This is a genomic window from Roseococcus sp. SYP-B2431, assembly GCF_004336745.1.
In the GTDB taxonomy this organism is placed as follows: domain Bacteria; phylum Pseudomonadota; class Alphaproteobacteria; order Acetobacterales; family Acetobacteraceae; genus Roseococcus.
Genome location: NZ_SJXD01000022.1, coordinates 559,809 through 584,897 on the forward strand (window position 1 = coordinate 559,809; position 25,089 = coordinate 584,897).

A 25,089-nucleotide genomic window follows, 5' to 3' on the forward strand; every position below is an offset into this window, starting at 1 on the left:
TGCCGGGCTTCAAGGGGCTTGGCGGCGTGGCGCGAGGAGCGCGTGCATCAGGACCGCGGCGGCGGCGGCGACGTTGAGGCTCTCCACGAGGCCTGAGCCCGGCAGCGTCACGCGCGCCTCGCAAGCGGCCAGGACATCAGGCGAAAGGCCGGCCTCCTCATGCCCCAGGACCAAGGCGATGGGCTTGCCGCGCGGCAGCGCCTCGGGCGGGACGCCTCCGCTGGCGGCGGCGCCCACGATCAGGAGCTGGCCCGAGAGGCGACGGAGGTTCTGCGCGAGATCATCGGCGCGGAAGACGGCGAGATGCTCCAGCGCCCCCTCCGAGGTCCGGAAGGCGGCATCGGAGAGGTCGGCCTGGCGGGCATCGCCGGAGAGGAGCAGCGCCTTCGCGCCGAAGAAGGCCGCGCCGCGCGCGATGGCGCCGAGATTATGCGGATTGCCGATGCCGTCCAGCACGGGAAGCACCGGGGCGGCGAAGAGGATGGGCGAGGGCGGATTGCCGATGGGCTGCGCGCGGCGCGGATCGGCGATGGCGACGATGCCGCCATGATGCTCCGTGCCGGCGATGCGGGCGAGTTCGTCGGTCAGGACCTCGCGATAGGCCTTGTGGTGGCGCGCCAGGTAGCGGCAGAGCGGGCCGGCAACAGGGCGGCGCTCGGCGAGGTAGTGAAGACGCTGCACGGCCTCCGGACGGCGGAGGAAGAGCGCGCGGACGGCGCTGACCCCGCAGATGCGCTGCGGGTCCGGCTGACGCGGGGCGAAGTCAGACATTGGCCATGGCCCGCAGCTGGTCCTGAAGTTGTTGCGAAACCGAAACACCAGACGTCGTTGCTGTTCCGATCAGATCGTCGCGCCGGCTTCCAGGCAGGCGGACACCCTCGTCGCCCAGCATGGCGGCGACCAGCGCCTCCATGCGGTCCAGGAAGGCCTCCTGGCCGGCCAGCGCGCCCGGGTCGATGGCGAGGATCGCATGGCCGAGCCGCGGTGCCCGGGGCGAGGGCGCGAAGAAGCTGTCGGCCTCGAAGCCGAAGGCGGCGCCGCCCAACGCCACGCAGAGGATCTCGACCACCAGCGCCAGCGCCGCGCCCTTGGCGCCGCCCATCGCCAGCATGGCGCCGTCCAGCGCGGCCCGCGGCTCGGTGGTCGGCCGCCCCTCGGAATCCAGCGCCCAGCCCTCCGGAATGGGACGGCCCTCCTTGGCGGCGATCATGATCTTGCCGCGAGCGACTTCCGAAAGCGCGAGGTCGACGACGATCGGAGCAGCGTTCCGGCGCGGGAAGGCGGCGGCGACCGGATTCGTGCCCAGCAAGGGCCGTCGGCCGCCGGGCACGGGCATGGCATAAGGCGAGTTGGTGAAGGCCAGCGCGACGAGGCCCTGCTGCGCGAGGCGGCGGACCGGTAAGGCCATGGCGCCCGCATGATGACTGTTGGTGACGGCGGCGAAGGCCACGCCCTGCACGCGCGCGCGGCGGGACGCCTCCGTCTCGGCGAGGTGCAGGGCAGGATAGGCGAGGCCGTTGCCGGCATCGATCAGAACGGCGCCGCCACGCTCGGCGGCGATGCGCGGGACCGCCGTGCCATCGGCCCGCCCTTCCTTCAGGAACCCGGCATACATGGCAACGCGCGACAGGCCGTGGCCGCCCTGTCCCTCGGCTTCCGCAGCCACCAGCGCCTCGGCGGTGAGGGTCGCCATCCGCGGTTCGGCGCCAGCGGCGCGAAGGGCCGCCACGGCGAGGGCTTTCGCCTCGGCGAGGCTCAGTCGGGGCAGGTCGCTCATGCGCCGGTTCAAGCCCGGATCACGAGCCGGGGCAACCGCCTCTATCGGCGTGGATGCCGGCTTCTCCGCGCCGGGGCGGCCCTGGCGTGACGGGCGGAACGGCCCATGCGTCTTTTCACCCACAGATGACGCCCATGCGATCCGCACCTCACGGAGGCCGGCCGGACGAAGACAAGGGCGCCCTGGATGAAGGTCCTCGGCCGCACATGCGCGGCGAGACACCCCGGCGCATCTTGGCGGCTGTGCTTCGCCATCCTGCCAATGCGCGTGGAGGCGACCTCCGCACGAGCACGCTGCCATTATTTTGTGAGCAGGCGGACGACCCCGTCGAGCTGGTCAAGATCCTTATAGGCCAGCACCACCTGTCCACCGCGGGTGCCGTGACGAATGGTCACCTTGAGGCCGAGATGCCCGCTGATCTGGCGCTCCAGGGCGCGCGTCTCGGCGTCCGTCTTCGGCTGGCGCGGGGCGGTACCAAGATTCTTCGACGCCGCCAGCGCCTCAGCCTGGCGCACGTTCAGCCCGCGATCCACCACCATCAGGGCGAGCGCGATCGGATCCTTGGCCGTGAGCAGGGCACGGGCATGGCCGGCGGTCAGCGCGCCCTCCCGCAAGAGGTCGCGCACGCGCTCGGGGAGGTTCAGGAGGCGCAGCGTGTTGGCGACGTGCGGCCGGCTCTTGCCCACGGCCCGGGCCAGCGCCTCCTGGGTCAGGCCGAACTGCTCGGTGAGACGGCCGTAGCCCTCCGCCTCCTCCAGCGCGTTGAGATCCTGCCGCTGGAGATTCTCCACAAGCCCAGCCGCCATCGCCTCGCGGTCGGAGAACTCACGGACGAGGGCGGGAACATCGTGCAGGCCGGCCGCCTGCGCGGCACGCCAGCGGCGCTCGCCGCCGATGATCTGGAAGCGGTCCGGCCGGCCCTTCATCGGGCGAACCAGGATGGGCTGGAGCACACCGTGCTCGCGGATCGAGGCGGCGAGTTCAGCCAGCGCCGCCTCGTCCATGGCTTCTCGCGGCTGGAACGGCCCCGGTTCCATCGCGCCGACGGGCAGGGTGCGCAGGCCAGGGGCCGATGGGCTGACCGCGGCAGCGTCGCCGAGCAGGGCGGAAAGGCCACGGCCCAGGGCAGGGGGCTTGCTCATGCGTCGCGGCCTTCGGACTTGGCAAGCTCGCGCCGGCGAGCGCGGTGGCGTCGGAGGAACTCGGCGGCCAGGCGGGCATAGGCCTCGGCACCGGGGGAGCGGGGATCGTAATACGTCACCGGCAGGCCGTGCGACGGCGCCTCCGAGACGCGGACGTTGCGGGGGATCACCGTGTCGTAGACCTGCGCCTTGAAGTAGGCTCGCACGTCGTTCTCCACCGCTTCGGAGAGATTGTTGCGGCGATCGAACATGGTCAGCACGATGCCGTCGAGACGCAGCGCGGCATTGTGGCCGGCACGGACGCGGTCGAGCGTCTGGATGATTTGGGAGACACCCTCGAGCGCGTAGAATTCGGCCTGGAGCGGGATCATCACGGCATCGGCGGCGATGAGTCCGTTCAGCGTCAGTAGGCTCAGCGACGGCGGGCAGTCGAGCAGGATCCAGTCGACCCCCTTCAACGCCGCCGCCCCACTGGCCAGGGCATCGCGCAGGCGGGATTCGCGGCGGGTGAGGTCGACCATCTCGAGTTCGCCACCCGCAAGATTCGGGTCCGCGGGGACGATGGAGAGATTAGGAACCGCGGTCGGACGCAGCACCTCGGCCAGGGATCGCCCCTCCACCAGCATGGCGTAGCTGCCGGCACCACGGGCCGCGCGCGCGATTCCGAGGCCGGTGGAGGCATTGCCCTGCGGGTCCAGGTCGATCAGCACGACGCGGTGCTTGGCGGCCAGCGCGGCGGCCAGGTTCACGGCCGTCGTGGTCTTCCCGACGCCGCCCTTCTGATTGGCCAGGGCGAGGACTTGGTAGGTGGCAGGGTCAGGCACCGGCAGGGCGGATCTCGCTGAGGCGGAGGATGGTCGATTGAGCGTCGGTTCGGCTCTGGAACCGCTCGACCCGCATAAACCAATGCGGAGCGGCCTCCGTCAACTCCGCATCGACCGAGCGGCCCTTGGGAAAGAGCGCCACGCCGTCCGGCCCGAGGATTCGGGCGGCTTGCGGAAGGAGACTCTTCAGTGGCGCGAGGGCGCGAGCGGTGACGACACGGACGGGTGGGAGCTTGGCATCGTCGATTCGCATTGGATGGACGCACACATGCGAGAGGTCGAGCGCACGGCTCGCCTCAATGAGAAAGGCGCACTTCCGGCGATCTGATTCGACCAGATGCGTTTCCTGCTGGCGCCCGATGGCGATGACGAGGCCGGGCAATCCGCCGCCGGAACCGAGGTCCGCCAGCGGACCGTCAGGCAGCAGGGGGAGGAGCTGCCAGGAATCCAGAACGTGCCTCTGCCAGAGCTGCTCCTCCGGCGCGTTGGCCACCAGATTGATCCTGGCGTTCCAGGTCCGGAGAAGGGACAAATAGTCCCGGAGCTTGACCTCGGCTTCACGTGAAACATCGAGCGTCGCTGGTTCAGCCTGTTTCACGTGAAACACCGCGACGGAGATGGACGGCCAAGGCAGCGAGGGCGGCTGGCGTGAGGCCGGGAAGGCGGCCGGCGCCGCCCAGGGTTGCCGGCCGGGCCCGACGCAGTCGGTCACGCATCTCGTTCGAAAGCCCGGCGATCCCGGCGAAGTCGATCTCGGCCGGGATGGCCAAGGCCTCTTCACGCCTGAGAAGGGCGCGCTCGGCGTCCTGCCGTACCAGATAGGGGCCGTAGAGCGCTTCGGCCTCCACATGCGCACGAACGCGGGGGGCGAGGTCGCGCAGCCAGGGGAACAGCGAGTCGGCCGCCTCGGCGGACATGGCTGGCAGGGCCAGCGCGTCCAGCACGTTGCGCCAGCGACCGTCCTGATTGACCGGCACGCCAGCTGCCGCATAGGCGGCCGGGGTTGCGCCGTCGGAACGGGCGCGTTCCATGGCCTCGCCGATCGACATACTGAAAGCACGATGAGCCCGGGCGCGCATGGCACCGACACATCCCCAGGCGATGCCCTTCTCGGTCAGCCTCATCCCCGCATTGTCGGCCCGCAGGCTGAGGCGGAATTCCGAGCGCGCGGTCAGCATGCGGTAGGGCTCCGTCACGCCCTGCAAGGTCAAGTCATCGACGAGGACACCAAGATAGGCTTCGGACCGGTCCAGCACGGCCGGAGCGGCGCCGCGCGAGGCCGTATGGGCGGCGTTCACGCCGGCGAGCAACCCTTGTGCGGCCGCCTCCTCATAGCCGGTCGTTCCGTTGATCTGGCCAGCCAGGAACAGCCCGGCGAGGGCGTGGCATTCCAGCGACGGCTTCAGCGCCCGTGGGTCCACATGGTCATACTCGATGGCATAGCCCGGCCGCAGGATCGTCGCGCGCTCGAGACCGGGAATGCTCTCCACCATCGCGCGCTGCACCTCTTCGGGCAGGCTCGTGGAAATCCCGTTGGGATAGATCGTGGGGTCGTCCAAACCCTCGGGCTCCAGGAAGATTTGGTGGCGCTGCCGGTCGGCGAAGCGGACCACCTTGTCCTCCACGGAGGGACAGTAGCGTGGCCCTACGCCCTCGATCCGCCCGCCATAGACGGCCGACAGGTGAAGGCTGGCCCGGATGAGGTCGTGGGTGCGGGATGTGGTGTGGGTCACGCCGCAGGACACCTGACGATTGGTGATCCGCTCGGTCATCCAGGACAGCGGCTCCGGCTCGGCATCGCCAGGCTGCATTTCCAGCCCGGCCCAATCGATCGTGCGCCCATCCAGCCGCGGCGGCGTGCCGGTCTTGAGTCTTGCCATCGGCAGCCCGAGCCGATCCAGCGTCAGGGCCAGGCCGATGGAGGGCGCCTCGCCCGCGCGCCCCGCCGGGATCCGCGCCTCGCCCATATGGATGACGCCACGCAGGAAGGTTCCGGTCGTGACGATCACCGCGCCGGAGGCGATGCGCCGCCCCGATGCCGTCACGACGCCCTGCAGACGGCCTGCCTCGACGACCAAATCCTCGGCCGCTTCGCCAAGGATGGCGAGTCCCGGCGTTTCCGCCAGTAGCCGCTGTACCGCCGCCCGATACAGACGTCGGTCGGCCTGGGCGCGGGGCCCACGCACCGCCGGCCCCTTGCTGCGATTCAGCAGCTTGAAGTGGATCCCGGCGGCATCCGCCGCCCGGCCCATGATCCCGTCCAGGGCATCCACCTCACGGACGAGATGCCCCTTGCCGATTCCACCAATCGCCGGATTGCAGGACATCTCGCCGAGCTTGGCCGGATCATGGGTCAGCAGCAGCGTCCGCGCGCCACAGCGCGCCGCGGCCGCCGCGGCCTCGCAACCGGCATGGCCGCCGCCCACCACCACAACGTCATAGGTCGCGTCCCACATGGGCGGGCATATAGCAGCTATTTGCCGATGCAGAACTCGCCGAAGACGAGGTCCAGCACTTGCTCGACATCCACGCGGCCCGTCAAACGCGACAAGGCCCGCAACGCATTCCGGAGCGCCTCGGCGCGGAGCTCCGGGAGGCCCGCCTCGGACAGCCGGTCCAGCCATTCCACGCATTCGCGCAAGGCCGCCCTGTGGCGCGGGCGCGTGAGCACGGCGGCATCGCTCAGCCCTGCCCTTGCCGTCGCCGCCGCCTCGAGCTTGAGGCGCAGTTCCGCCAGCCCCTGCCCGGTCCGCGCAGACACCGGGATGCCGTCCACCGGACTGCCGCATGCGATGTCGGCCTTGTTCACGATCACCAGCGCATCCTCGCCCCGAAGCGCCAGGGTGGCCGCATCCGGCTCGGCATCGGCGGCGAAGACGAGCAGCCGCAGGTCGGCGACCTCCGCCCGGGTCAGTGCCCGCCGGACGCCTTCGGCCTCGATCTCGTCGGCGCCCTCGCGCAGCCCGGCCGTATCGGCCAGCGTCACGGGTACGCCGGCCAGGGCCATCCGGACCTCCACCACATCCCGCGTCGTCCCGGCCCGGGTGGAGACGATCGCCGCATCTCGCCCGGACAAGGCATTGAGCAGCGAGGATTTCCCGGCGTTGGGCGCGCCCAGGATGGCGATCGCAAGGCCCTCCCGCAGCTTTTCGCCACGCGCGCCATCCGCCAGCAGGCTGGCCATGTCGTCGCGCAACTCGACTGCGGCCATGGCGACCTCTGTGTCCAGGTCTGGCGGCAGGTCCTCCTCCTCGAACTCGATGAAGGCCTCCTGCCGCGCCAGCAGCCGCGTCAGCCGCGCCGCCCATTCGGCATGTCGCCGCGCCAGCCCACCCTCGGCCTGGCGAAGCGCCTGCCGGCGCTGGGCCTCGGTCTCGGCCGCGATCAGGTCGGCGATCCCTTCGGCCTCGGTCAGATCCAGCTTGCCGTGGAGGAAGGCCCGCCGGGTGAACTCCCCCGGCTCCGCGGGCCGGGCGCCCAGGGTCACCAGCGCCTCCGCGACCGCGGCCACCACCGCCGGCCCGCCATGCAGTTGCAGCTCCGCGCTGTCCTCGCCCGTGTAGCTGCCCGGCGCCGGCAGCCAGAGCACCAGCGCCCGGTCCAGCACCACCTCGCCGTGCCGCAGCCGGCGCAGGCTGGCCCGGCGCGGCTCCGGCAGCGGGCCGCACAGCGCTTCGACGAGCGCGCCTGTCCCGGCACCGGAGAGGCGCATCACCGCCACCGCGGCGCGGCCGGCTCCGCTGGCCAGCGCGAAAATCGGGTTCCCCATGGGGTCTCCTGTTACGCCAACACCCCTTAGTCGCGCAGCTCGCCGCCCAAAAGGGGGGACGCTTGACGCCGGCCCCCCACGGGTGCTGCATCCCACCGCGTGTGCAACATAGGGAAACATGCCGCAGCTCTCGCTTCACTCGCCCCTGGGCGAGATCACGGTCTCCGAGGAGGACGGCGTCATCGTGGCGCTCGACTGGGGACGCGGCTCCGATCAGGAGGCCACGCCCCTGCTGCGCGAAGCGCGGGACCAGCTGCACGACTATTTCGACGCCAAGCGGCTGACCTTCCAGCTCCCGCTCGCGCCCCACGGCACCTCCTACCAGCGCCGCGTCTGGGCGGCGCTGACCCGGATTCCCGCGGGCGAGACCCGAAGCTACCTGGATATCGCCCGCGAGATCGCCTCCGTTCCCCGCGCCGTCGGTCAGGCCAACGGCGCCAATCCCATCCCCATCCTGATCCCGTGCCACCGGGTGATCGCCGCGAACGGCGCGCTTGGCGGCTTCTCGGGCGGTGATGGCCCCTCCACCAAGCGCTACCTGCTCGAGCACGAAGCACGCGCTCTCAACCGGCCCTTGGCCCAAGGATTCCTCCTATGAACCATGCCATCCGCATCCATGAATATGGCGGCCCCGAGAAGATGGTGTGGGAGGAGGTGCCCCTGCCGCACCCCAAGCCCGGCGAGGCGCTGGTCCGCCACAAGGCCGTCGGCCTGAACTACATCGACGTCTATTTCCGCAACGGCCTCTACAAGGCGCCGGCGCTGCCCACCTCCATCGGCATGGAGGGCGCCGGCATCGTCGAGGCGATCGGCGAGGATGTGACCGAAGTTGCGGTCGGTGATCGCGTCGCCTATGCGTCCGGCCCCATCGGCGCCTATGCCGAGGCCCGTGCCATGAAGGCCGATCGCCTGGTGAAGATCCCGGAGGGGGTGGACTTCGAGCAGGCCGCCTCGATGATGCTCCAGGGCATGACGGCCCAGTACCTGCTGCGCAGCACCTACCGGGTGAAGGCAGGCGAGACGATCCTGGTCCATGCGGCCGCGGGCGGTGTCGGCCTCATCATGGTGCAATGGGCCAAGGCGCTTGGCTGCACTGTCATCGGCACGGTCAGCACCGAGGCCAAGGCCCGGCTCGCCCGCGACCATGGCGCCGACCATGTCGTGCTCTCCGGCGAGGACCTGCCGGCGGCGGTCAAGAAGATCACCGGCGGCGCCATGCTGCCCGTGGTCTATGACAGCGTCGGCCGCGACACCTTCATCCCCTCGCTGGACTGCCTGGCGCCGCTCGGCATGATGGTCAGCTACGGCAATGCCTCGGGCCCGGTCGCGCCGATCGACATCGGCATCCTCGCCGCCAAGGGCTCCCTCTACCTGACGCGCCCGACCCTCGCCTCCTACACGACCAAGCGGTCCGACCTGGAAGCCGTGGCCGCCGACCTCTTCGAGATGGTGAAGAGCGGCAAGGTGAAGCTGAACGTGAACCAGCGCTACGCGCTCAAGGATGCCGTCCAGGCGCATACCGACCTGGAAGCCCGGAAAACGACCGGCAGCAGCATCTTTCTGCTGTAATTTTTCTGGCGCACTTACGTTGTGCCGGCTGGATCACTGGCGCGTGAAGTAACTGTAGCGATAGCGTTCCACCAGCCCGATTCCCGCCTGGAGCGCGATCGACGCCGTATTCGTCGCGGACACTTGCGCGAAGAACTGCTCCGCGCCCTGTGCCGCCGCCCAATGCGCGGCGGCGCCGATCGCCCGCCGGATCAGGCCGCGCCGGCGGAATTCGGGCCGCACGGCAAGGTCGAAGAGGCCGCAATAGACCCCGTCGCAGGTGGTGGAGAGCACCGCCGCCGGGACGCCGTCCAGCCGCAGCACCATCCAGGCGGCCGGCACGGCGAAGAGCGGCACGGCCTCCTGCTTCTCCGCGCGCCGTGCCGGCGACTGGTACTCGACCGTGCCGAGCACTTCGAACCAGGCCGCGTCGGGGGCATCCAGAACCGTCACCTCGGGATCCGGAGCGGCCAGCGCGGCCAATGGCCCGCTGGTCACGAGGGACTCGTCCTCCTCGACCCAGCCCGTGGCGCGCAGATGCCCGCCCAGCCCGGCCGGGTCGAGTGGCGAGGACCGGATGCGGGGCTTCAGCCCCAGCCGCCGGTAATGCGCCGCGATCCGCGTCGAGCGCGCGGCCACCTCCGGATCGGGCGCCGGATCTAGCGAGCAGGCGGCATTGGCCCGCCCGGTGCCGCCCAGGAAGGCGCGGACGACAAAGGGCCCGTCGAAGGCAATGCGTCGCGCGGGCACGGCATTGAGCGTCGCGCGTTCCAGTGCATGGACCAGCCGCATCTGCGCGGGCGATGTCGCGCCTCGGCCCTTCCGCCCCGGCGGACCACGCTCCACCGGCTTCACGCGGCCTCGCGCGCGAGGGCTGCCATGGCCTCCCGATAGGTGGCGTCGAAGCGTGCCTCCAGCGCGGGATTGACGCCCCGCAGGCCGGCCGCGACGCGCCCGGCCCAGCCCACATACTCGACCTTCCGCGCGTGGTCCCAGGAGGCCGGCGGCGCCAGCATGATGGCGCGCAGGTTGGAGATCTTGTCGGCCAGCTTCACCAGCTTGGCACCGTCCGACTTCTTCGGTGCCATCTTCACCTGCAGCGCCTTGCGCATCTCCTTGGGCAGGCTCTTGTCGTCCGAGACCTCGGCGACGATCGACGCGACCTCGGCGCCGAAGCGCGCGGAGAGCGCCTCCAGCGTCACCGGCTCGGGGTCGTCCGAGCTGTCCTCGACCGTGTCGTGCAGCAGGGCGGCGAGGATCGCCGCTTCCGGCGCGTCGTGCTCGGCCAGGATCTGCGCCACCTCGAGCGGGTGGTTGATATAGGGCTCCTGCGCGGCACCCTTGCGCCGATGCGTGGCATGGACGGCGGCCGCGAAGCTTGCGGCCGCCAGGACTCTCGAAATCAAGCGAGGGCGGCGATCAACAGCGCCCCCGTCAACAGCGCCCCCATCAATAGCGGCCGGGCCGCTGCGGCGTCGTGACCACGCCAGTGGCCGCGCCGACCGCGCCGCCCGTGATCGCGCCGATCGCCGCGCCCTGGCCGCCGCCGAAGATGGCGCCGAGCGCCGCGCCCGAGCCCGCGCCGATCAGCGCGCCGCCGGCGGCCCGCTGGCCCTCGCTGTAGGGGTTCGTGCAGCCAGCCGTGCCGAGGGCGGCGACAAGGCCGAGGGGAAGAAGAAGCTTCCGCATGAGAGTATCTCCTTGAGTTCAGTTGCCCGGGTGGTTCGCAGGAGGGTCCCCGGTGTTCAGACCGGGGCCGCCAGACCCTCGGTTGGAGCCGCCCCCACCTCCGCCGCCCTGGACGTTCCAGCCGCCGCCGCGATTCCCCGGATGGCTGGGGGCGCTCCGGCTGCCGCGGTTGTTCTGCTGGTAGCCCCGGTTGGCGCGGCCGCGGTCGTCCCGATAGCGGTTGTCGTAGCCGCGATTGTAGCTGCCGCCATAGGCGGGGCGGTAGTTGTTGCCGTAGCCGTAGCCGCGACGGGTCTCGTTGCAGCCTGCCAATCCCAACAGGCCGACGATCCCGACCAGCACGCAGAGTCTGATCATGACGAACATTCCCTCACCGTCAGGCCATTGACCAGGGGATCGTGGCAGGAAGATGAAGGCATTGAGGAGCTGGAATTCATCCCGCCGATCCGTGGGCGGGGCTGGGCCTTCGTGGCCGTGCGAAGCCGGAGCCAAGGCCGTTCGCCAAGGACCCGCAACGCGGGGCGCGCGCAGGCGGGAGAGTCGACGGAAAAGGGGAAGGGAAAGCGAAGGCCGCGGCCTGCCCTGGACAGCGCGGCTTCGTGGCGGAGGCCCGAAGCGGCAGGAACATGGACCACGGGCCGCGAATCTCGCCGGAATGAGGCGCCCGCGGAGAAGCCGGCCGCACCGCCGCTGCCCATTCGGCCGCCGCGCGACCGCGCCAGCCGCGCGGCGAGGCCAAGCGCGTCGGTCGCGGCTGCCTGCCGCGACCGCCCGCGTCGAACTAGGTATTCATCGCGTCGAAGAAGTCCTGGTTCGTCTTGCTGTACTTTAGCTTGTCGGTCAGGAACTCCATCGCGTCCTGCGTGCCCATCGGGTTCAGGATGCGGCGCAGCACCCACATCTTGCTGAGCGTGCCGCGGTCCACCAGCAGCTCCTCCTTGCGGGTGCCGCTCTTGGTGATGTCGATCGCCGGGAAGACGCGCTTGTCCGAGAGCTTCCGGTCCAGGATGATTTCCGAGTTGCCGGTGCCCTTGAACTCCTCGAAGATCACCTCGTCCATGCGGCTGCCGGTGTCGATCAGCGCGGTGGCGATGATGGTGAGCGAGCCGCCCTCCTCGATGTTGCGCGCCGCGCCGAAGAAGCGCTTCGGCCGCTGCAGGGCGTTCGCATCGACACCACCCGTCAGCACCTTGCCCGAGGAGGGGACGACGCTGTTGTAGGCGCGGCCCAGCCGGGTGATGGAGTCCAGCAGGATCACCACGTCGCGCTTGTGCTCCACCAGGCGCTTGGCCTTCTCCAGCACCATCTCCGTGACCTGCACGTGGCGCGTCGCCGGCTCGTCGAAGGTGGAGGCCACGACCTCGCCCTTCACGGTGCGGGCCATGTCGGTGACCTCCTCGGGCCGCTCGTCGATGAGCAGCACCATCAGGAAGACCTCGGGATGGTTCGCGCTGATTGACTTGGCGATGTTCTGCAGCATCACCGTCTTGCCGGTGCGCGGCGGCGCCACGATCAGGGCGCGCTGCCCCATGCCGATCGGCGCGATCAGGTCGATCACGCGATGGGTGTTGTCCTTCTGCGGCCCCTTGCCGACGCTCTCGACCTCGGCGTTCTCCATCTTGAGGCGGCGGGTCGGGTAGAGCGGCGTCAGGTTGTCGAAGTTGATGCGGTGACGGAGCGCCTCGGGCGGCTCGAAGTTCACCGAATTGACCTTGAGCATGGCGAAGTAGCGCTCGCCATCCTTGGGGGCCCGGATCTGGCCTTCGACCGTGTCGCCGGTCCGCAGGCCGAAGCGCCGCACCTGGGCGGGGCTGACATAGATGTCGTCGGGCCCGGGGAGGAAGTTGGCCTGCGGGCTGCGCAGGTAGCCGAAGCCGTCGGAGAGGATCTCCAGCGTGCCTTCGCCGTAGATCGCCTGGTCATTGTCCGCGAGCGTCTTGAGGACGGCGAACATGATGTCCTGCTTGCGCAGGGTTGAGGCGTTCTCGACACCGAGCTCCTCCGCGAAGGCGAGGAGGTCGGGCGGCGACTTGGCCTTGAGTTCCGAGAGGTGCATGCAGCATCCAGAGTCAGAAGTGGAAACGCGAAGCTTGGGAAAACGCACGGGGCGGCTGTGGTGAGGCCCCGGGGTCGCACCATGCTCGAGGAGTCATGGCGGATCGGCGTTGGCAGGGGAGGGATCGGGCCCGCGAGGGAGCCGACGCGGGAAACCTAGGGAGCGGGCGGCCCCTCGTCAATGTCCCCGTTGTGGAAGCGCGGGAAGGAGGCGGCCAGCAGCGCCGCGGCCGCCAGCGGGGCCAACCACCCCGCTTCGGCGCCTGCGGCATGCTCCATCGCGAGGACGAGGGCGTTGAAGCCCATGTGCAGCGCCAGAGCGAGCCGGAGCCCGCCGCGCTCCGCCCAGCGCCCATAGGCCCAGTGCTGCAGCACGGAGGCCAGCGCGCCCCAGAGGCCGGCAACCTGCCACTCGGCCGCCTTGAGCACGCCCTCGATCACGCCGAAGGCCAGGCCGGTGGCCGCCCATCCGGCGGAAAGCGCGCCGAGGAAGAGCCGCTTCGCCAGCTCCTCGGCCACCGGCGCAACGACCACTGGCGCCACGACCACCGGCATCACCGGCCAGCGCCCCTCGCCGCCGATCGCCGCGAGCACGCCGGCCCCGACCGCCATGGAGGCGAGGAAGGCGGCGCCGGCCGCCGTCGCCGGGCGCCAGGCGGCCATCAGAAGGGCTTCACGATGACCATGATGACGATGACGATCATGAGCAGCGTCGGAACCTCGTTGGCGATGCGCCAGTGGCGCTGGCTCTTCGGCCGCTCGTCCGCGGCGAAGCGGCGCCGGCTGGCGGAGAGATACCCGTGGAAGCCGGACATCAGGAGCACGCAGAGGAGCTTGGTGTGCCACCAGCCCGCGGCCCAGTCGATCACGCCCGGGGTCAGCACCAGCGTGACGCCGAGCAGCCAGGTGGCGATCATGGCCGGGTTGATGATGGCCCTGAGCAGCCGCCGCTCCATGACCACGAAGCGCGCATGCTCCGGCCCGCCGCGCGGGACCTCGGAGTGATAGACGAAGAGCCGGGGCAGATAGAGCATCCCGGCCATCCAGGAGATCACGGCGATCAGATGAAGCGCCTTCACCCAGGAATAGGCGGGCGCCAGGGCGTCGATGGTCATGCGGTCACCAGGAGGCCTGAGACGAATGCGTCGATGTCGCCACCCGGGAAGAGGTGGCCCGGAATGCCCGCGGCCGCGGCGGCGGCCATGTCCGTCTCCCGGTCGCCGATGAGGAAGCTGCCCTCGCGCCGCAACGGGAAATGCGTCAGCCAGTCCTCGATCATCCCGACCCCCGGCTTCCGGCGTGCGCTGGCGCGGCCATAGCGCCCGCCCCCGGCTGCGGGATGGAAGGGGCAATAGGCGAAGCCGTCGATCCGCGCCCCGGCCGCGCGCGCCTGCTCCGCCATCCAGACATGCAGTCGCCCCACCATGGCCTCGTCATAGAGGGCGCGGGCCACGCCCGACTGGTTGGTCACGATGCAGACCGCCAGCCCCGCCGCGTTCAGCCGCCGGATCGCCGGCATGATCCCGGGAATCCAGAGAACCTCCTCGATGCGGTGCGGATGGCCCGTGTCCTCGATCAGGATGCCGTCCCGGTCCAGGAAGGCGCAGGAACGGGAAAGCGGCGTGGATTCCATGGCTTGCCCGCATAGCACGGATGCGGCCCCTCGCGAGCGCTGGCCTTCCGCGGCGGGAGGGATTAGAGGGGCGCGCATGGAGCCCGCCCCCCGCCGCGCCGAGATCGCCCGCACCACCGCCGAGACCGACATCCGCGCCGCCCTCACGCTGGACGGCACGGGCAAGGCCGCCATCGCGACGGGCATCGGCTTCCTCGACCACATGCTGCACGCCCTCACGCGCCACGCCCTGCTGGACCTGGAGCTGAAGGCGCAGGGCGACCTCCATATCGACTTCCACCACACGGCCGAGGATTGCGGCATCGTGCTTGGCCAGGCGCTGAAATCGGCGCTTGGCGAGAAGCGCGGCATCGCCCGCTTCGGCCATTGCCTCATGCCGATGGACGAGGCGCTTGCCGAATGCGCCATCGACATCTCGGGCCGCCCCTTCCTCGCCTGGAGCGTCGCCTTCCCGCGCGACAAGATCGGCGAGATGGACACGGAGCTCTTCGAGGAGTTCTTCCGGGCCCTCGTGACGAATGCCGGGCTGACCTGCCACATCACCTTGAAGGCCGGCATCAACGCGCACCACATCGCCGAGGCCTGCTTCAAGGGCTTCGCCCGGGCGCTGCGCATGGCGATCGAGCCCGATCCGCGCGCGGCCGGCGCCATCCCGTCCACCAAGGGCGTGCTGGAGGCCTGATGCGGAGCTGGACCATCCACCTTCCGCCGCCCGGCATCCAGCGCCGGCCGGCGGCGCTGATCCCGGAGGGCTTCAGCCTCTGGGCCTTCCTCTTCGGGCCGTTCTGGCTGCTGCGGCACCGCTGCTGGATCGCCGGCGGCATCGCGCTCGTGGCCTTCGCGCTGGCGAGCCTGGCGCCGGCCCCCTTCGACACCGCCCTGCCCCTCGGCCTGGCCCTGCTCCTCGGCTTCCACGGCCAGGACCTGCGCCGCTGGACGCTGGAGCGCCGCGGCATGCCGGCGAGCCATGTGGTGCTCGGCCGCGACGAGGATGCGGCCCTGCTGCGCGCCACCTCGCTCGACCCGGCGCTGCTGGGCATCTTCGCCGCAAGGGTGAGCGGGCGCTGATGCCGATGCTGGCGGAGCCGCGCGGATGCGCGTAGCGCTGATCGATCCGGGCTCGGGCAACCTCGCCTCCGTGCGCCGCGCGCTGGAGCGCGCCGCGGAGGGGCCCATCGCCGTGGAGATCGTCCGCGAGCCCGAGGCGCTGATCGAGGCGGACCGCATCGTCCTTCCCGGCCAGGGCGCCTTCGCCGCCTGCCGCGCCGGGCTGGATGCGCTGGAGGGCATGGTCGCGGCCCTCTACGAGCAGGTGCAGGTCCGCAGCAAGCCTTTCCTGGGCATCTGCGTCGGCCTGCAGCTCCTGGCGGAGCGCGGGCTGGAGCACCGCGTGACGCCCGGCCTCGCCTGGCTGCCCGGCGAGGTCGCGGCGATGGACCCGCGGGATGCGGGAGGCCGCGCCCTGCCCCTGCCGCAGATGGGCTGGAACGCGCTGGACTTCGTCCCGGGCTCGCACCCCATCCTCGAAGGGCTCGTCCCTGGCGACAGCGCCTATTTCGTCCATTCCTACGCCTGGCGCGGCGGCGAGCCGGCCGACCTGCTCGCCACCACGGATTACGGTGGCCCGGTCCCGGCCATCCTCGGCCGCGGGAACGTGGTCGGCACGCAGTTCCATGTCGAGAAGAGCGCCGAGGTCGGCCTGCGCATCCTCCGGAACTTCCTGAGCTGGACGCCGAAGGTGCGGCAGTGAGCGCCGATCCCTCCGTGGTGCATCAGCTCGCCATCGAGCGGGTGGACACGCTCGACCCCCACGACCTCGCTGGCCTCTGCGAGGCCACCAATGCCGCCATTGTGGAAGGCGGCGGCTTCGGCTGGGTGGAGGCGCAGAGCCGCTCCGCGCTGGAGCGCCATTTCCGCGGCGTCCTGCTGGTGCCCGAGCGGGAGCTTTTCGTCGCCAAGCTGGACGGCGAGGTGGTGGGCAGCGCCCAGATGGTGCGTCCGCCGCGCAACAACGAGGCGCAGGGCTTCTCCGCGACCCTCACCCATGCCTTCATCGCGCCCTATGCGCGCGGCTTCGGCCTGGCGCGGCTGCTGATCCGCAAGATCGAGGAGCGCGCGGCCGGCCTCGGCACCCGCGTGCTGAACCTCGACGTGCGCGCCACCCAGACCACCGCCATCGCGCTCTTCGAGGGGCTCGGCTACGTCCGCTGGGGGACGCACCCGGCCTATGCGCGGGTGAACGGCGAGACGGTCGCGGGCTACTACTACTACCGCGTCATCGAGATTCCGCATGGCCGCAGCTCGGCCGAGGCGCTCGGGGATATTTCCCTGGGCGAGATCAAGGGCAAGTGATGGCCGGATTCACCCTCTACCCCGCCATCGACCTGAAGCAGGGCCATGTCGTGCGCCTGAAGCGCGGCGACATGGCGCAGGCCACGGTCTATGCCGAGGATCCCGGCGAGCAGGCCCGCGCCTTCGCCGCCCAGGGCTTCCGCTGGCTGCACGTCGTGGACCTGGACGGCGCCTTCGCCGGCCAGCCGGCCAATGCCGAGGCGGTGGCGCGCATCCTCGCCGCCTCATCGCTGCCCGTGCAGCTCGGCGGCGGCATCCGCAACATGGCGACGGTCGAGGCCTGGCTGCAGGGCGGCGTCACGCGCGTCATCCTGGGCTCCGCCGCCGTGAAGGATCCGGCCTTCGTGCGCGAGGCCTGCCGCCGGCATCCGGGCCGCATCGTCGTCGGGATCGACGCGCGGGGCGGCATGGTGGCGACCGAGGGCTGGGCCGAGACCAGCACCCTTCCGGCGCGCGACCTCGCCTTGCGCTTCGAGGACGCCGGGGCCGCCGCCATCGTCTACACCGACATCGACCGCGACGGCATGCTGGGCGGCGTGAACGTCGAGGCGACCCGCGAGCTGGCGCGCGCGCTGGTGACGCCGGTCATCGCCTCGGGCGGCGTCGCCTCGCTGGACGACCTCGTGGCGCTGATGGCGGCACGGGAGGACGGCATCGAGGGCACGATCCTCGGCCGTGCCCTCTATGACGGCCGGATCGACCCCGCCGCCGCGCTGGAGCTGGCGGCCGGGCGCCTTCCCTAAGAGCGCAGGCAGGCGACTCGAAAGCTTCCCTTGACCCCGTGAGGAAAAATCCCCATTCGCCGCTCCCCGGGCGCATGGGCGCGCCCGGATGTTCCTCGGAATTCATCCACGATGCTGGCGCTGCGCATCATCCCCTGCCTGGACGTGAAGGACGGCCGCGTCGTCAAGGGCGTGAACTTCGTCGCCCTCCGCGATGCCGGCGATCCGGTCGAGCAGGCGCGCGCCTATGACAGGCAGGGCGCCGACGAGGTCACCTTCCTCGACATCGGCGCCACCCACGAGAATCGCGACACGATGTACGACGTCGTGTCCCGCACGGCGGCCGAGGTCTTCATCCCGCTGACCGTGGGCGGCGGCGTGCGCAGCGTGGAGGACATCCGCAAGCTGCTCCTGGCCGGTGCCGACAAGGTGAGCATCAACAGCGCCGCCATCACCGACCCCGACCTGGTGCGGCGCGGCGCCGAGGCCTTCGGCAGCCAGTGCATCGTGGTGGCGGTCGACGCCAAGCGCGTGGCCGAGGGCCGCTGGGAGGTCTTCACCCATGGCGGCCGGCGCGAGACCGGGATCGATGCGGTGGAATGGGCGGGCCGCATGGCCGCGCTGGGCGCCGGCGAGATCCTGCTCACCTCGATGGACCGCGACGGCACGAAGCAGGGCTTCGACCTCGATCTGCTGCGGCGCGTGACGGGATCGGTCCGCGTGCCGGTTGTCGCCTCGGGCGGCGTCGGCGCGCTGCAGCATTTCGTCGAGGGGGCGCGGGCCGGCGCGACCGGGCTCCTGGCCGCGAGCGTGTTTCATGACGGCGTCTTCCGCATCCAGCAGGCGAAGGACGCATTGGCTGCGGCGGGGTTGCCTGTCCGCCGCGTGCGGGAGATGGCGTGAATGGCGAAGGCGACGAAGAAGAAGTCGACGGTGAAGGTACCCAAGGCGAAGCCCCTCAAGGCAAAGCCCCTTAAGGCAAAGACGGTCAAGGCGAAGCCGGTCCATCTGCCCGTCCCCCCGGACATGCCGGTCGCGAAAGGCCGGGTCCGCAGGGCCGTGCTGCTGGCGGAAGCCAAGCACCTCAAGCCGCTGGAACTCCCGCAGGAAGGCGACGCAGCGGTGCTGGACCGGCTCTGGACCACCATCGAGGCCCGGCGGCTCTCCGGCGACGCCGCGACCTCGCATTCCGCGCGCCTCATCGCGCGCGGCACGCCGAAAGTCGCGCAGAAGCTGGGCGAGGAGGCGGTCGAGCTCGTCATCGAGGCGGTGGGGCGCAACCGCGAGGCCACGATCGCGGAGTCGGCCGACGTGCTCTACCACCTAATGGTCCTGCTGGTGGATGCCGGCATCTCCTCCAGCGAGGTCTGGGCCGAATTGCGCCGCCGCGAGGGCATCTCGGGCATCGTGGAGAAGGCCTCGCGGCCGCGTCCCAAGGCGCTGATGGCCATCGCCCAGACCAGCAAGCTGCCTTGATTGGCCGGGCGCTCCAAGCGCCCGGCCAATCAAGCTTTTTGTGCCGTCAGGCGCCGGGCGGCCGCGTCCGCGGCCTTGGCTCCGCCGCGCGCCTGGAGCGCCAGGCTGGCAGCTCATTTGGGCGGCGCCGGCCGCAGCCGCGGCCGGATTCACGGTGGGCCCGCGAGCTCCCGAACAGCGTGCCGGCTGACCTCAGGCTCTGCGCGTGGCATCCTGCGGTGAAAGCTCCCGGGATCACGACACCATGTCCACCAACGGCCTCCCGCCCTACGACCCGCAGAACATCTTCGCGCGCATCCTGCGCGGGGAGATTCCCTGCAAGCGCGTCCATGAGGATGCCTTCGCCCTCGCCTTCCACGACATCAACCCGCTCGCGCCGGTGCATGTGCTGGTGATCCCCAAGGGCGAATACGTCAGCGCGGCGGACTTCCACGCCACGGCCTCCGATGCGGCGATCGCCGGCTTCTGGCGGGCCGTGGCGAAGGTCGCGTCCGAGTTCGGGCTCGACGCCACGGGCCATCGGCTGCTCAGCAACATGGGCAACGATGCGGGGCAGGAGGTGCCGCATTTCCACGTCCACATCTTCGGCGGAAGGCGGCTGGGCCGGATGGTGCCGCCGGGTTAGGCTCGGCCCATGGCCGCCACCACCGCCCCCCAGGACGAAGCGCGCGCCGCCCTCGACGCCTCGGGGCAGCTCCCGGACGACGAGCTGGACATCGCCGCGATCGCCCTGCAATTCGCGCGCATCGACGCGCCGGAGGCCGATTGGCGCGCCACGGCCGCGCAGCTCTCCGGCATCGCGCGGCGCGCGGTGGACCTGGCGGCTGCGGACCAGGCGGCGGATCGCGGCGACCCGGAGCGGCGGCGCCTGGTGCTGGCGCGGCTGCTGCACGAGGAGTGCGGCCTGCTCGGCGATTCCGAGACCTATGACGACATGGCTAACGCCAATCTGATCCGCGTGCTGGAGCGACGCCGCGGGCTGCCGGTCGCGATGGGCGTGCTGTGGCTGCACGCGGCCGAGGCGGCGGGATGGGGCGCGCATGGCGTGAACGCGCCCGGGCACTTCCTGCTCGCGCTGGAGCATGCGCAGGGGCAGCTCATCCTGGACGTCTTCGACGGCGGCACGCATCTCCAGATGCGGGACCTGCGCCGGCTCCTGAAGCTCCGGGAGGGCGATCATGCGGAGCCGCGGCCGGCCGCGCTGGCGCCCATGACCAAGCGCGACGTGCTGCTTCGGCTACAGAACAACATCAAGCTGCGGCGCCTGCAGGCCCAGGAGTTCGAGGGCGCGCTGGCCTGCACGCGCGACATGCTGCGGCTGGCGCCGCGCCATGCGGGCCTGTGGCGCGAGGCGGGGCTGATCGAGCACCGCCTGGAACGGATCGGCGCGGCGTTGCAGAGCTTCGACAAGGCGCTGGAGATCGAGCCGCGCGGGGAAGAGGCGGCGCGCATCCGCGCACTGGCGGACAAGCTGCGCAACCGGTTGAACTGAGCCGATTCGGATAAGGGCGGCCTCCGTCCGCATGGACGGCGGCGACGCGAGAATGGCCGCCTCCTCGCCGGGGCCTGTCCGAACCGGCGCGACCGCCGGCCCGACCTCTACGGCGCCATGGCGCGCGGGACCGACGCGGACTGAAGCGGGATCGCCCGCAGCGCCACCAGCCGCGAGCCCAGCACCGCCGCCGTGGAGGCGAGGAAGAGCGCCCCCGCCAGCGCGATCCCCCAGGCCGGGCTCATCCCGGCGAGCGATCCGCCCAGCAGCGCGCCCAGCGGCCGCACGCCGTAGATGGCGACCTGGAGCGTCGCGCCCACGCGGCCCAGCATGGCGCGCGGGGTCACCGCCTGGCGGATGCTCACCTGGCAGACCAGCCACATCATCGGCCCGAAGCCCAGCAGGAACTGCGCCGCCACCGGCAGGGCCAGGCCCTGCGCCGGCGCGACCGACAGGAGCACCGGCGCCAGGACCGAAACCCCCGGCCCGATCACCAGCACCGCATTCGGCCCGAGCCGCCGGATGCACCAGGGCGCCAGCGCCGCGCCCGCCAGCAGACCCGCGCCGTAGCCGCCCTGCACCAGCCCGACGCGGCCCGGCTCCAGCGCCAGGCTGCTCAGGGCGAAGGGCACGAAGGCGGCCAGCAGCGCGAAAAAGCCCATGTTCCAGAAGATCGCGCAGAGGCCGATGCCGCGCAGCAAGGGCTGGTCCAGCACGAAGCGCGCGCCCTCGCGCAGTTGCGTCATGAGCGCCGGCCGGTCGGCCCGGGCCTCCGCCGCCCGGCGCGGCAACCGCGACAGGGCCGCCAGGCCGAGCGCGGCGAGGATCGTCGCCAGCCCATAGGCGGCGTGGAGCCAGCCGGCCGCGGCCAGCCCGCCCACCACGGGCGCGGCCAGCAAGGTCACCACGGCGCGGCAGAGCTCGAGCCGGGCATTGGCGCCCGGCATCTGCTCGCGCGGGACCAGGTCCGGCACGGCCGAGCCCGCCGCCAGCACGTAGAGCACGACGCCCGCCGAGGCGGCGAAGACGCCCAGGCCCAGCAGCGGCGGCAGGCCGGCGCGCGATCCGGCGAAGGCCAGGCCAAGCCCGGCGACGTTCAGCGCGCCGGCCAGCAGCAGCGCCGTGCGACGCGGCGCGCGGTCCACCAGCACGCCGGCCGGCATGGAGCAGAGCAGCCAGGCGGCCGCCTGCACCGCCAGCAGCAGGCCCACCATCTCGGCGCCGGCGCCCAGGCCGATCACCACGGTCAGCGGCAGGGCGGCCATGGCGACCTGATCCGCCGCATGGATGCCGGCGGCGCCGCCGAGCAGGGAGGGAAAGGGGGAGGGCATCACGGGGGTCTCCGAAAGAATGCCCCGTCTGTGGTGCCGGCCCGCCCCGTGCCGCGCTCCGGATGTTGCTCCCGTATCGAGGAAGCTGGACCGCGGGGGGCAGAAGCCCCATTTCGAATTGCGCAGCAAGCGGCGGAGCGTGGGCGGCGTCCCTCGGTGGCATCTCAGCCCGGGACGCGGCCTCCCTTGGCCGCCCAGCTGAAGGATCATCGTCATGCCCCTCGACACGGGAACGCCCTACGAGACCGAAGCGCAGCGCTGGCAGGCCGTGCAGGCCCGCGACGCCGGCGCCGACGGCCGCTTCTTCTACGCCGTGCTGACGACGGGCGTGTATTGCCGGCCCTCCTGCGCGGCGCGGCCGGCGCGGCGGGAGAACGTCTCCTTCCACCTCACCTGCGAGGCGGCCGAGCGCGCCGGCTACCGCGCCTGCAAGCGCTGCCGCCCCAACGGCCCCAGCCAGGCGGAGCGCCATGCGGCGGCCGTCGCCGAGGCCTGCCGGATCATCGAGGCCGCCGAGGAAATGCCCGCGCTGGATGCCCTCTCCTCCGCCGTCAGCATGAGCCGCTACCATTTCCATCGCATCTTCAAGGAGGCGACCGGCGTGACGCCGCGCGACTACGCCGCCGCCCGCCGCGTCGAGCGGCTGAAGGAGCGGCTCGACGGCGGCGACAGCGTCACCGAGGCCTTCCACGGCGCCGGCTTCGGCTCCAACGGCCGCTTCTACGAACAGGCCGGCGCCCTGCTCGGCATGAAGCCGGGCGAATGGAAGCAGGGCGGCCGCGACGCCGCGATCCGCTTCGCCCTCGGGCAGTGCTCGCTGGGCGCGGTGCTGGTGGCGGCGACGGAGAAGGGCATCTGCGCCATCCAGTTCGGCGACGATCCCCAGAAGCTGCTGGACGCGCTGCAAGACCGCTTTCCCCAGGCCCGGCTTATCGGCGGCGACCCGGAGTTCGAGGCGCTGGTGGCCCGCGTGGTGGGACTGGTGGAGCGGCCGGCGGAGGCGGTCGCCCTGCCGCTCGACGTGCGCGGCACGGCCTTCCAGCAGCGCGTCTGGAAGGCGCTGCGCGAGGTACCGGCCGGCACGACGCTGACCTATGGCGAGCTCGCCCAGCGCATCGGCAGCCCCGCCGCCGTGCGCGCGGTGGCGACGGCCTGCGCCAGCAACGAGATCGCGGTGGCGATTCCCTGCCATCGGGTGATCCGCAAGGGCGGCGCGATGGCCGGCTATCGCTGGGGCGTCGCGCGCAAGCAGGCGCTGCTGGCCCGCGAGGGCGTGGCGTGATCGCGGATCGGGTCGGGGCGCTCGACTGGGCGCGCATCGCGGCGGAGCTGGATGCGGAGGGCGCGGCCACCACCGGCCCTTTGCTCTCCGCCGCGGAATGCGCGGAGCTGACGGCGCTCTACGACGAGGAGCGTCGGTTCCGCAGCAAGGTGATCATGGCGCGCCACGGCTACGGCAGCGGCGAGTACCAGTATTTCTCCTACCCGCTTCCGCCTCTGGTCGCGGACCTTCGCGCGGCGTTCTACATGGCGCTCGCGCCCGTCGCGAATCGCTGGAACGAGATGATGGCGGTCGCCACGCGGTTTCCGGCGACTCCGGAAAAGTTCCTGGAGCGCTGCCACGCCGCCGGCCAGGCACGACCGACGCCGCTGCTGCTGCGCTACGTCGCGGGCGACTATAATTGCCTGCACCAGGACCTCTATGGCGAGCACGTCTTCCCGCTCCAGGCTGCCTTCCTGCTCTCCGACCCGGCGCACGACTTCACGGGCGGCGAGTTCGTGCTGACTGAGCAGCGGCCGCGCATGCAGTCGCGCGCCTCGGTGGTCCCGCTGCGCCAGGGCGAGGCGGTGATCTTCGCCGTGCATCACCGCCCGGTGCGCGGCTCACGCGGAACCTATCGGGTGAACATGCGCCATGGTGTCAGCAAGCTGCGCGAAGGGCGGCGCCACACCCTCGGCATCATCCTGCACGACGCGGCCTGACGCCCCCGGACCGCCGCCGATGCCGGTTGAATCGCCTGGTCCGGCCATGCCTCGCCGGCGGGAACGCGGCGCCGGGCCGAGCCGCAGTGTTCTCGAACGGACTCTCAGGCCTTCTGCCAGCGCAGGAACAGTCCGGAGGCGATCACCAGCGCCGCCGCGAAGGTCAGCAGCGCGGCCTCCACGCCCCCGATGCCCGCCGAGATGCCGCTGATCCCCTGCAAGACCGCCGCGCCGCCAAAGAAGAAAATGTTCTGGGCCGAGAGCGCCCGCCCCGCCTCCTCCGGCTTCACCAGGCTGCGCAGCAGCGCGAAGCACAGGATCTGGAAGGCGATCGCGAGGCCGAAGCCGGTCAGGATCAGCCCGTCCACCCAGGCGGGAAAGGCCAGCGGCCCGCCGGCCACCAGCAGCCCGATCAGCGCGGCCGCCAGCAGGTGCCCGCCGACCAGCAGGAACCGCAGATGCCCCACGCGGCTCACCACCCAGCCCGCGAAGGCCGGCCCGACCACCAGCGCGAAGGTCACGCCCAGCAGCAGGTTGCCCGCCGCCACGCGGCCCATGCCCTTGATGTCCATCAGCCAGGGCCCGCCCCAGAGCCCGCGCACGCCCAGCACCGCGCCGAAGGAGACGAAGGCCAGCGCCATCAGCCCGCGCAGCCGCGGCGAGACGGCGACGCGCATCACCTCCTTGGCATCGCCCCAGGCGCTGCGGCCGGGCACGGGGACCGGCCGGTCGTGCTTCACCGTCAGCGAGACCGCGACCGCGCCGATCGCCACGATGCCGAGGCAGGCGAGGAAGCCGGCGCGCCAGCCCTGCTCCTCGACCAGCCAGGCCAAGGGCGAGGCGGAAAGGATCATGCCCGAATTGCCGACGCTCTGGATCAGCCCGGCCCAGACGGAAAACCGCTCCTGCGGGACGGCACGCGCGGCATAGGTCATCGGGCACATCATCATCCCCGAGCAGCCGATGCCGAGGACGATCTGCGCGAACAGCATGGTCGGCGCGGAGGGCGCCCACGCCGCCAATACAGTGCCCACCGCCGCGATCGCCAGCAGCGCCAGCGCCACAGGCTTCACGCCCCAGCGGTCCAGCGCAACGCCGACAGGAATCATCGCGGCGGCGAAGGCCGCCGGGAAGGCGCCGGTGATGCCGGCCAGCGCCTCGGGCGTAATGGCGAGGTCGCGCGCCAGCACGTCGCTCGCAACGGCCGGCAGCGTGCGGACGGCATTCGAGAACATGTGCCCGAGTGTGAGCGCGAGCAGCGGCCATGCGACCGGATTCATTATGTTTCAACCGTGT

Annotated in this window: 30 protein-coding genes; 13 read left to right on the forward strand and 17 right to left on the reverse strand. The window is 71.3% G+C overall.

Annotated elements, in window-relative coordinates; genetic code table 11:
- Positions 1-9: 9 nt before the first annotated feature.
- From EJV46_RS10715 to mnmE, 7 genes are all read right to left on the reverse strand, one after another.
- Complete coding sequence (locus tag EJV46_RS10715; protein ID WP_131548611.1) at positions 10-771, reverse strand: RNA methyltransferase; 762 nt, start codon at positions 769-771, stop codon at positions 10-12.
- Positions 764-1,777, reverse strand: a complete 1,014-nt coding sequence (locus EJV46_RS10720) for an Ldh family oxidoreductase (RefSeq protein WP_206020764.1) — start codon at positions 1,775-1,777, stop codon at positions 764-766. Before EJV46_RS10720 ends, EJV46_RS10715 begins: the two co-directional genes overlap by 8 nt.
- A gap of 299 nt (positions 1,778-2,076) precedes the next feature.
- Positions 2,077-2,919, reverse strand: a complete 843-nt coding sequence (locus tag EJV46_RS10725; RefSeq protein WP_131548612.1) for a ParB/RepB/Spo0J family partition protein — start codon at positions 2,917-2,919, stop codon at positions 2,077-2,079.
- The gene (locus EJV46_RS10730) at positions 2,916-3,749 is read right to left on the reverse strand and encodes a ParA family protein (protein ID WP_131548613.1); all 834 of its coding nucleotides are present in this window, start codon (positions 3,747-3,749) and stop codon (positions 2,916-2,918) included. Before EJV46_RS10730 ends, EJV46_RS10725 begins: the two co-directional genes overlap by 4 nt.
- Positions 3,736-4,341 carry a 16S rRNA (guanine(527)-N(7))-methyltransferase RsmG gene (rsmG, locus tag EJV46_RS10735; protein ID WP_165585469.1) on the reverse strand — a complete coding sequence of 202 codons (606 nt, stop codon included), beginning with the start codon at positions 4,339-4,341 and terminating at the stop codon, positions 3,736-3,738. The genes EJV46_RS10730 and rsmG overlap by 14 nt, the downstream gene beginning before the upstream one ends.
- A complete protein-coding gene (mnmG, locus tag EJV46_RS10740; RefSeq protein ID WP_131548615.1) occupies positions 4,328-6,199 on the reverse strand; it encodes a tRNA uridine-5-carboxymethylaminomethyl(34) synthesis enzyme MnmG in 1,872 nt (623 codons plus the stop codon). The genes rsmG and mnmG overlap by 14 nt, the downstream gene beginning before the upstream one ends.
- A 17-nt stretch (positions 6,200-6,216) precedes the next feature.
- Positions 6,217-7,512 carry a tRNA uridine-5-carboxymethylaminomethyl(34) synthesis GTPase MnmE gene (gene mnmE, locus EJV46_RS10745; RefSeq protein ID WP_131548616.1) on the reverse strand — a complete coding sequence of 432 codons (1,296 nt, stop codon included), beginning with the start codon at positions 7,510-7,512 and terminating at the stop codon, positions 6,217-6,219.
- 118 nt (positions 7,513-7,630) lie between these two features.
- On the opposite strand from mnmE, the gene EJV46_RS10750 reads away from it, so the two are divergent.
- Both EJV46_RS10750 and EJV46_RS10755 read left to right on the forward strand, forming a co-directional pair.
- On the forward strand, positions 7,631-8,110 hold the full coding sequence (locus EJV46_RS10750; protein ID WP_131548617.1) for a methylated-DNA--[protein]-cysteine S-methyltransferase: 480 nt from the start codon (positions 7,631-7,633) through the stop codon (positions 8,108-8,110).
- The gene (locus tag EJV46_RS10755) at positions 8,107-9,081 is read left to right on the forward strand and encodes a quinone oxidoreductase (RefSeq protein WP_131548618.1); all 975 of its coding nucleotides are present in this window, start codon (positions 8,107-8,109) and stop codon (positions 9,079-9,081) included. The genes EJV46_RS10750 and EJV46_RS10755 overlap by 4 nt, the downstream gene beginning before the upstream one ends.
- A gap of 33 nt (positions 9,082-9,114) precedes the next feature.
- Here the strand turns inward: EJV46_RS10755 and EJV46_RS10760 are convergent, their stop codons facing one another.
- From EJV46_RS10760 to EJV46_RS10795, 8 genes are all read right to left on the reverse strand, one after another.
- Positions 9,115-9,852, reverse strand: coding sequence for a GNAT family N-acetyltransferase (locus tag EJV46_RS10760; RefSeq protein ID WP_131548619.1), 738 nt, complete (start codon positions 9,850-9,852; stop codon positions 9,115-9,117).
- A 59-nt stretch (positions 9,853-9,911) separates the two neighbouring features.
- Entirely contained in the window at positions 9,912-10,466 is a 555-nt protein-coding gene (locus EJV46_RS10765; RefSeq protein WP_206020765.1) for an HD domain-containing protein, read from the reverse strand.
- Positions 10,467-10,509: 43 nt separating this feature from the next.
- Positions 10,510-10,749: a YMGG-like glycine zipper-containing protein gene (locus EJV46_RS10770; protein ID WP_131548620.1), complete on the reverse strand. Its 240-nt coding sequence runs from the start codon at positions 10,747-10,749 to the stop codon at positions 10,510-10,512.
- Positions 10,750-10,767: 18 nt separating this feature from the next.
- Positions 10,768-11,106, reverse strand: a complete 339-nt coding sequence (locus tag EJV46_RS10775) for a hypothetical protein (protein ID WP_131548621.1) — start codon at positions 11,104-11,106, stop codon at positions 10,768-10,770.
- A 424-nt stretch (positions 11,107-11,530) separates the two neighbouring features.
- On the reverse strand, positions 11,531-12,805 hold the full coding sequence (gene rho, locus EJV46_RS10780) for a transcription termination factor Rho (protein WP_131548622.1): 1,275 nt from the start codon (positions 12,803-12,805) through the stop codon (positions 11,531-11,533).
- Between the two features lie 155 nt (positions 12,806-12,960).
- The gene (locus EJV46_RS10785; RefSeq protein WP_131548623.1) at positions 12,961-13,467 is read right to left on the reverse strand and encodes a hypothetical protein; all 507 of its coding nucleotides are present in this window, start codon (positions 13,465-13,467) and stop codon (positions 12,961-12,963) included.
- Complete coding sequence (gene hemJ, locus EJV46_RS10790) at positions 13,467-13,919, reverse strand: protoporphyrinogen oxidase HemJ (RefSeq protein WP_131548624.1); 453 nt, start codon at positions 13,917-13,919, stop codon at positions 13,467-13,469. The genes EJV46_RS10785 and hemJ overlap by 1 nt, the downstream gene beginning before the upstream one ends.
- Positions 13,916-14,437 (reverse strand): HAD-IIIA family hydrolase, encoded by a 522-nt coding sequence (locus tag EJV46_RS10795; RefSeq protein ID WP_131548625.1) that lies wholly within the window; start codon positions 14,435-14,437, stop codon positions 13,916-13,918. Before EJV46_RS10795 ends, hemJ begins: the two co-directional genes overlap by 4 nt.
- Before the next feature lie 76 nt (positions 14,438-14,513).
- Here EJV46_RS10795 and hisB point away from each other — a divergent pair, with 76 nt between their 5' ends.
- From hisB to EJV46_RS10840, 9 genes are all read left to right on the forward strand, one after another.
- Complete coding sequence (gene hisB / locus EJV46_RS10800; protein WP_131548626.1) at positions 14,514-15,119, forward strand: imidazoleglycerol-phosphate dehydratase HisB; 606 nt, start codon at positions 14,514-14,516, stop codon at positions 15,117-15,119.
- Positions 15,119-15,505, forward strand: coding sequence for a DUF2628 domain-containing protein (locus EJV46_RS10805; RefSeq protein WP_131548627.1), 387 nt, complete (start codon positions 15,119-15,121; stop codon positions 15,503-15,505). Before hisB ends, EJV46_RS10805 begins: the two co-directional genes overlap by 1 nt.
- A 25-nt stretch (positions 15,506-15,530) precedes the next feature.
- A complete protein-coding gene (hisH, locus tag EJV46_RS10810) occupies positions 15,531-16,187 on the forward strand; it encodes an imidazole glycerol phosphate synthase subunit HisH (RefSeq protein WP_131548628.1) in 657 nt (218 codons plus the stop codon).
- Entirely contained in the window at positions 16,184-16,789 is a 606-nt protein-coding gene (locus EJV46_RS10815; RefSeq protein WP_240782503.1) for a GNAT family N-acetyltransferase, read from the forward strand. Before hisH ends, EJV46_RS10815 begins: the two co-directional genes overlap by 4 nt.
- Positions 16,789-17,532 carry a 1-(5-phosphoribosyl)-5-[(5-phosphoribosylamino)methylideneamino]imidazole-4-carboxamide isomerase gene (gene hisA, locus EJV46_RS10820; RefSeq protein WP_131548629.1) on the forward strand — a complete coding sequence of 248 codons (744 nt, stop codon included), beginning with the start codon at positions 16,789-16,791 and terminating at the stop codon, positions 17,530-17,532. Before EJV46_RS10815 ends, hisA begins: the two co-directional genes overlap by 1 nt.
- A gap of 111 nt (positions 17,533-17,643) precedes the next feature.
- Positions 17,644-18,414, forward strand: coding sequence for an imidazole glycerol phosphate synthase subunit HisF (gene hisF, locus EJV46_RS10825; protein WP_131548630.1), 771 nt, complete (start codon positions 17,644-17,646; stop codon positions 18,412-18,414).
- Entirely contained in the window at positions 18,415-18,987 is a 573-nt protein-coding gene (locus tag EJV46_RS10830; RefSeq protein ID WP_131548631.1) for a phosphoribosyl-ATP diphosphatase, read from the forward strand.
- Positions 18,988-19,231: 244 nt separating this feature from the next.
- A complete protein-coding gene (locus EJV46_RS10835; protein WP_131548632.1) occupies positions 19,232-19,612 on the forward strand; it encodes a histidine triad nucleotide-binding protein in 381 nt (126 codons plus the stop codon).
- A gap of 9 nt (positions 19,613-19,621) precedes the next feature.
- Positions 19,622-20,479 carry a SirB1 family protein gene (locus EJV46_RS10840; protein WP_131548633.1) on the forward strand — a complete coding sequence of 286 codons (858 nt, stop codon included), beginning with the start codon at positions 19,622-19,624 and terminating at the stop codon, positions 20,477-20,479.
- 107 nt (positions 20,480-20,586) lie between these two features.
- Here the strand turns inward: EJV46_RS10840 and EJV46_RS10845 are convergent, their stop codons facing one another.
- Positions 20,587-21,810, reverse strand: coding sequence for an MFS transporter (locus EJV46_RS10845; RefSeq protein WP_165585470.1), 1,224 nt, complete (start codon positions 21,808-21,810; stop codon positions 20,587-20,589).
- Between the two features lie 214 nt (positions 21,811-22,024).
- Here EJV46_RS10845 and ada point away from each other — a divergent pair, with 214 nt between their 5' ends.
- Together ada and EJV46_RS10855 are read left to right on the forward strand one after the other, a co-directional pair.
- Positions 22,025-23,092, forward strand: coding sequence for a bifunctional DNA-binding transcriptional regulator/O6-methylguanine-DNA methyltransferase Ada (ada, locus tag EJV46_RS10850; protein ID WP_131548635.1), 1,068 nt, complete (start codon positions 22,025-22,027; stop codon positions 23,090-23,092).
- Complete coding sequence (locus EJV46_RS10855) at positions 23,089-23,793, forward strand: 2OG-Fe(II) oxygenase (RefSeq protein ID WP_206020766.1); 705 nt, start codon at positions 23,089-23,091, stop codon at positions 23,791-23,793. Before ada ends, EJV46_RS10855 begins: the two co-directional genes overlap by 4 nt.
- A 104-nt stretch (positions 23,794-23,897) precedes the next feature.
- On the opposite strand, the gene EJV46_RS10860 is transcribed toward EJV46_RS10855, so the two are convergent.
- Positions 23,898-25,073, reverse strand: coding sequence for a nitrate/nitrite transporter (locus tag EJV46_RS10860; RefSeq protein WP_131548636.1), 1,176 nt, complete (start codon positions 25,071-25,073; stop codon positions 23,898-23,900).
- Positions 25,074-25,089: the final 16 nt, after the last annotated feature.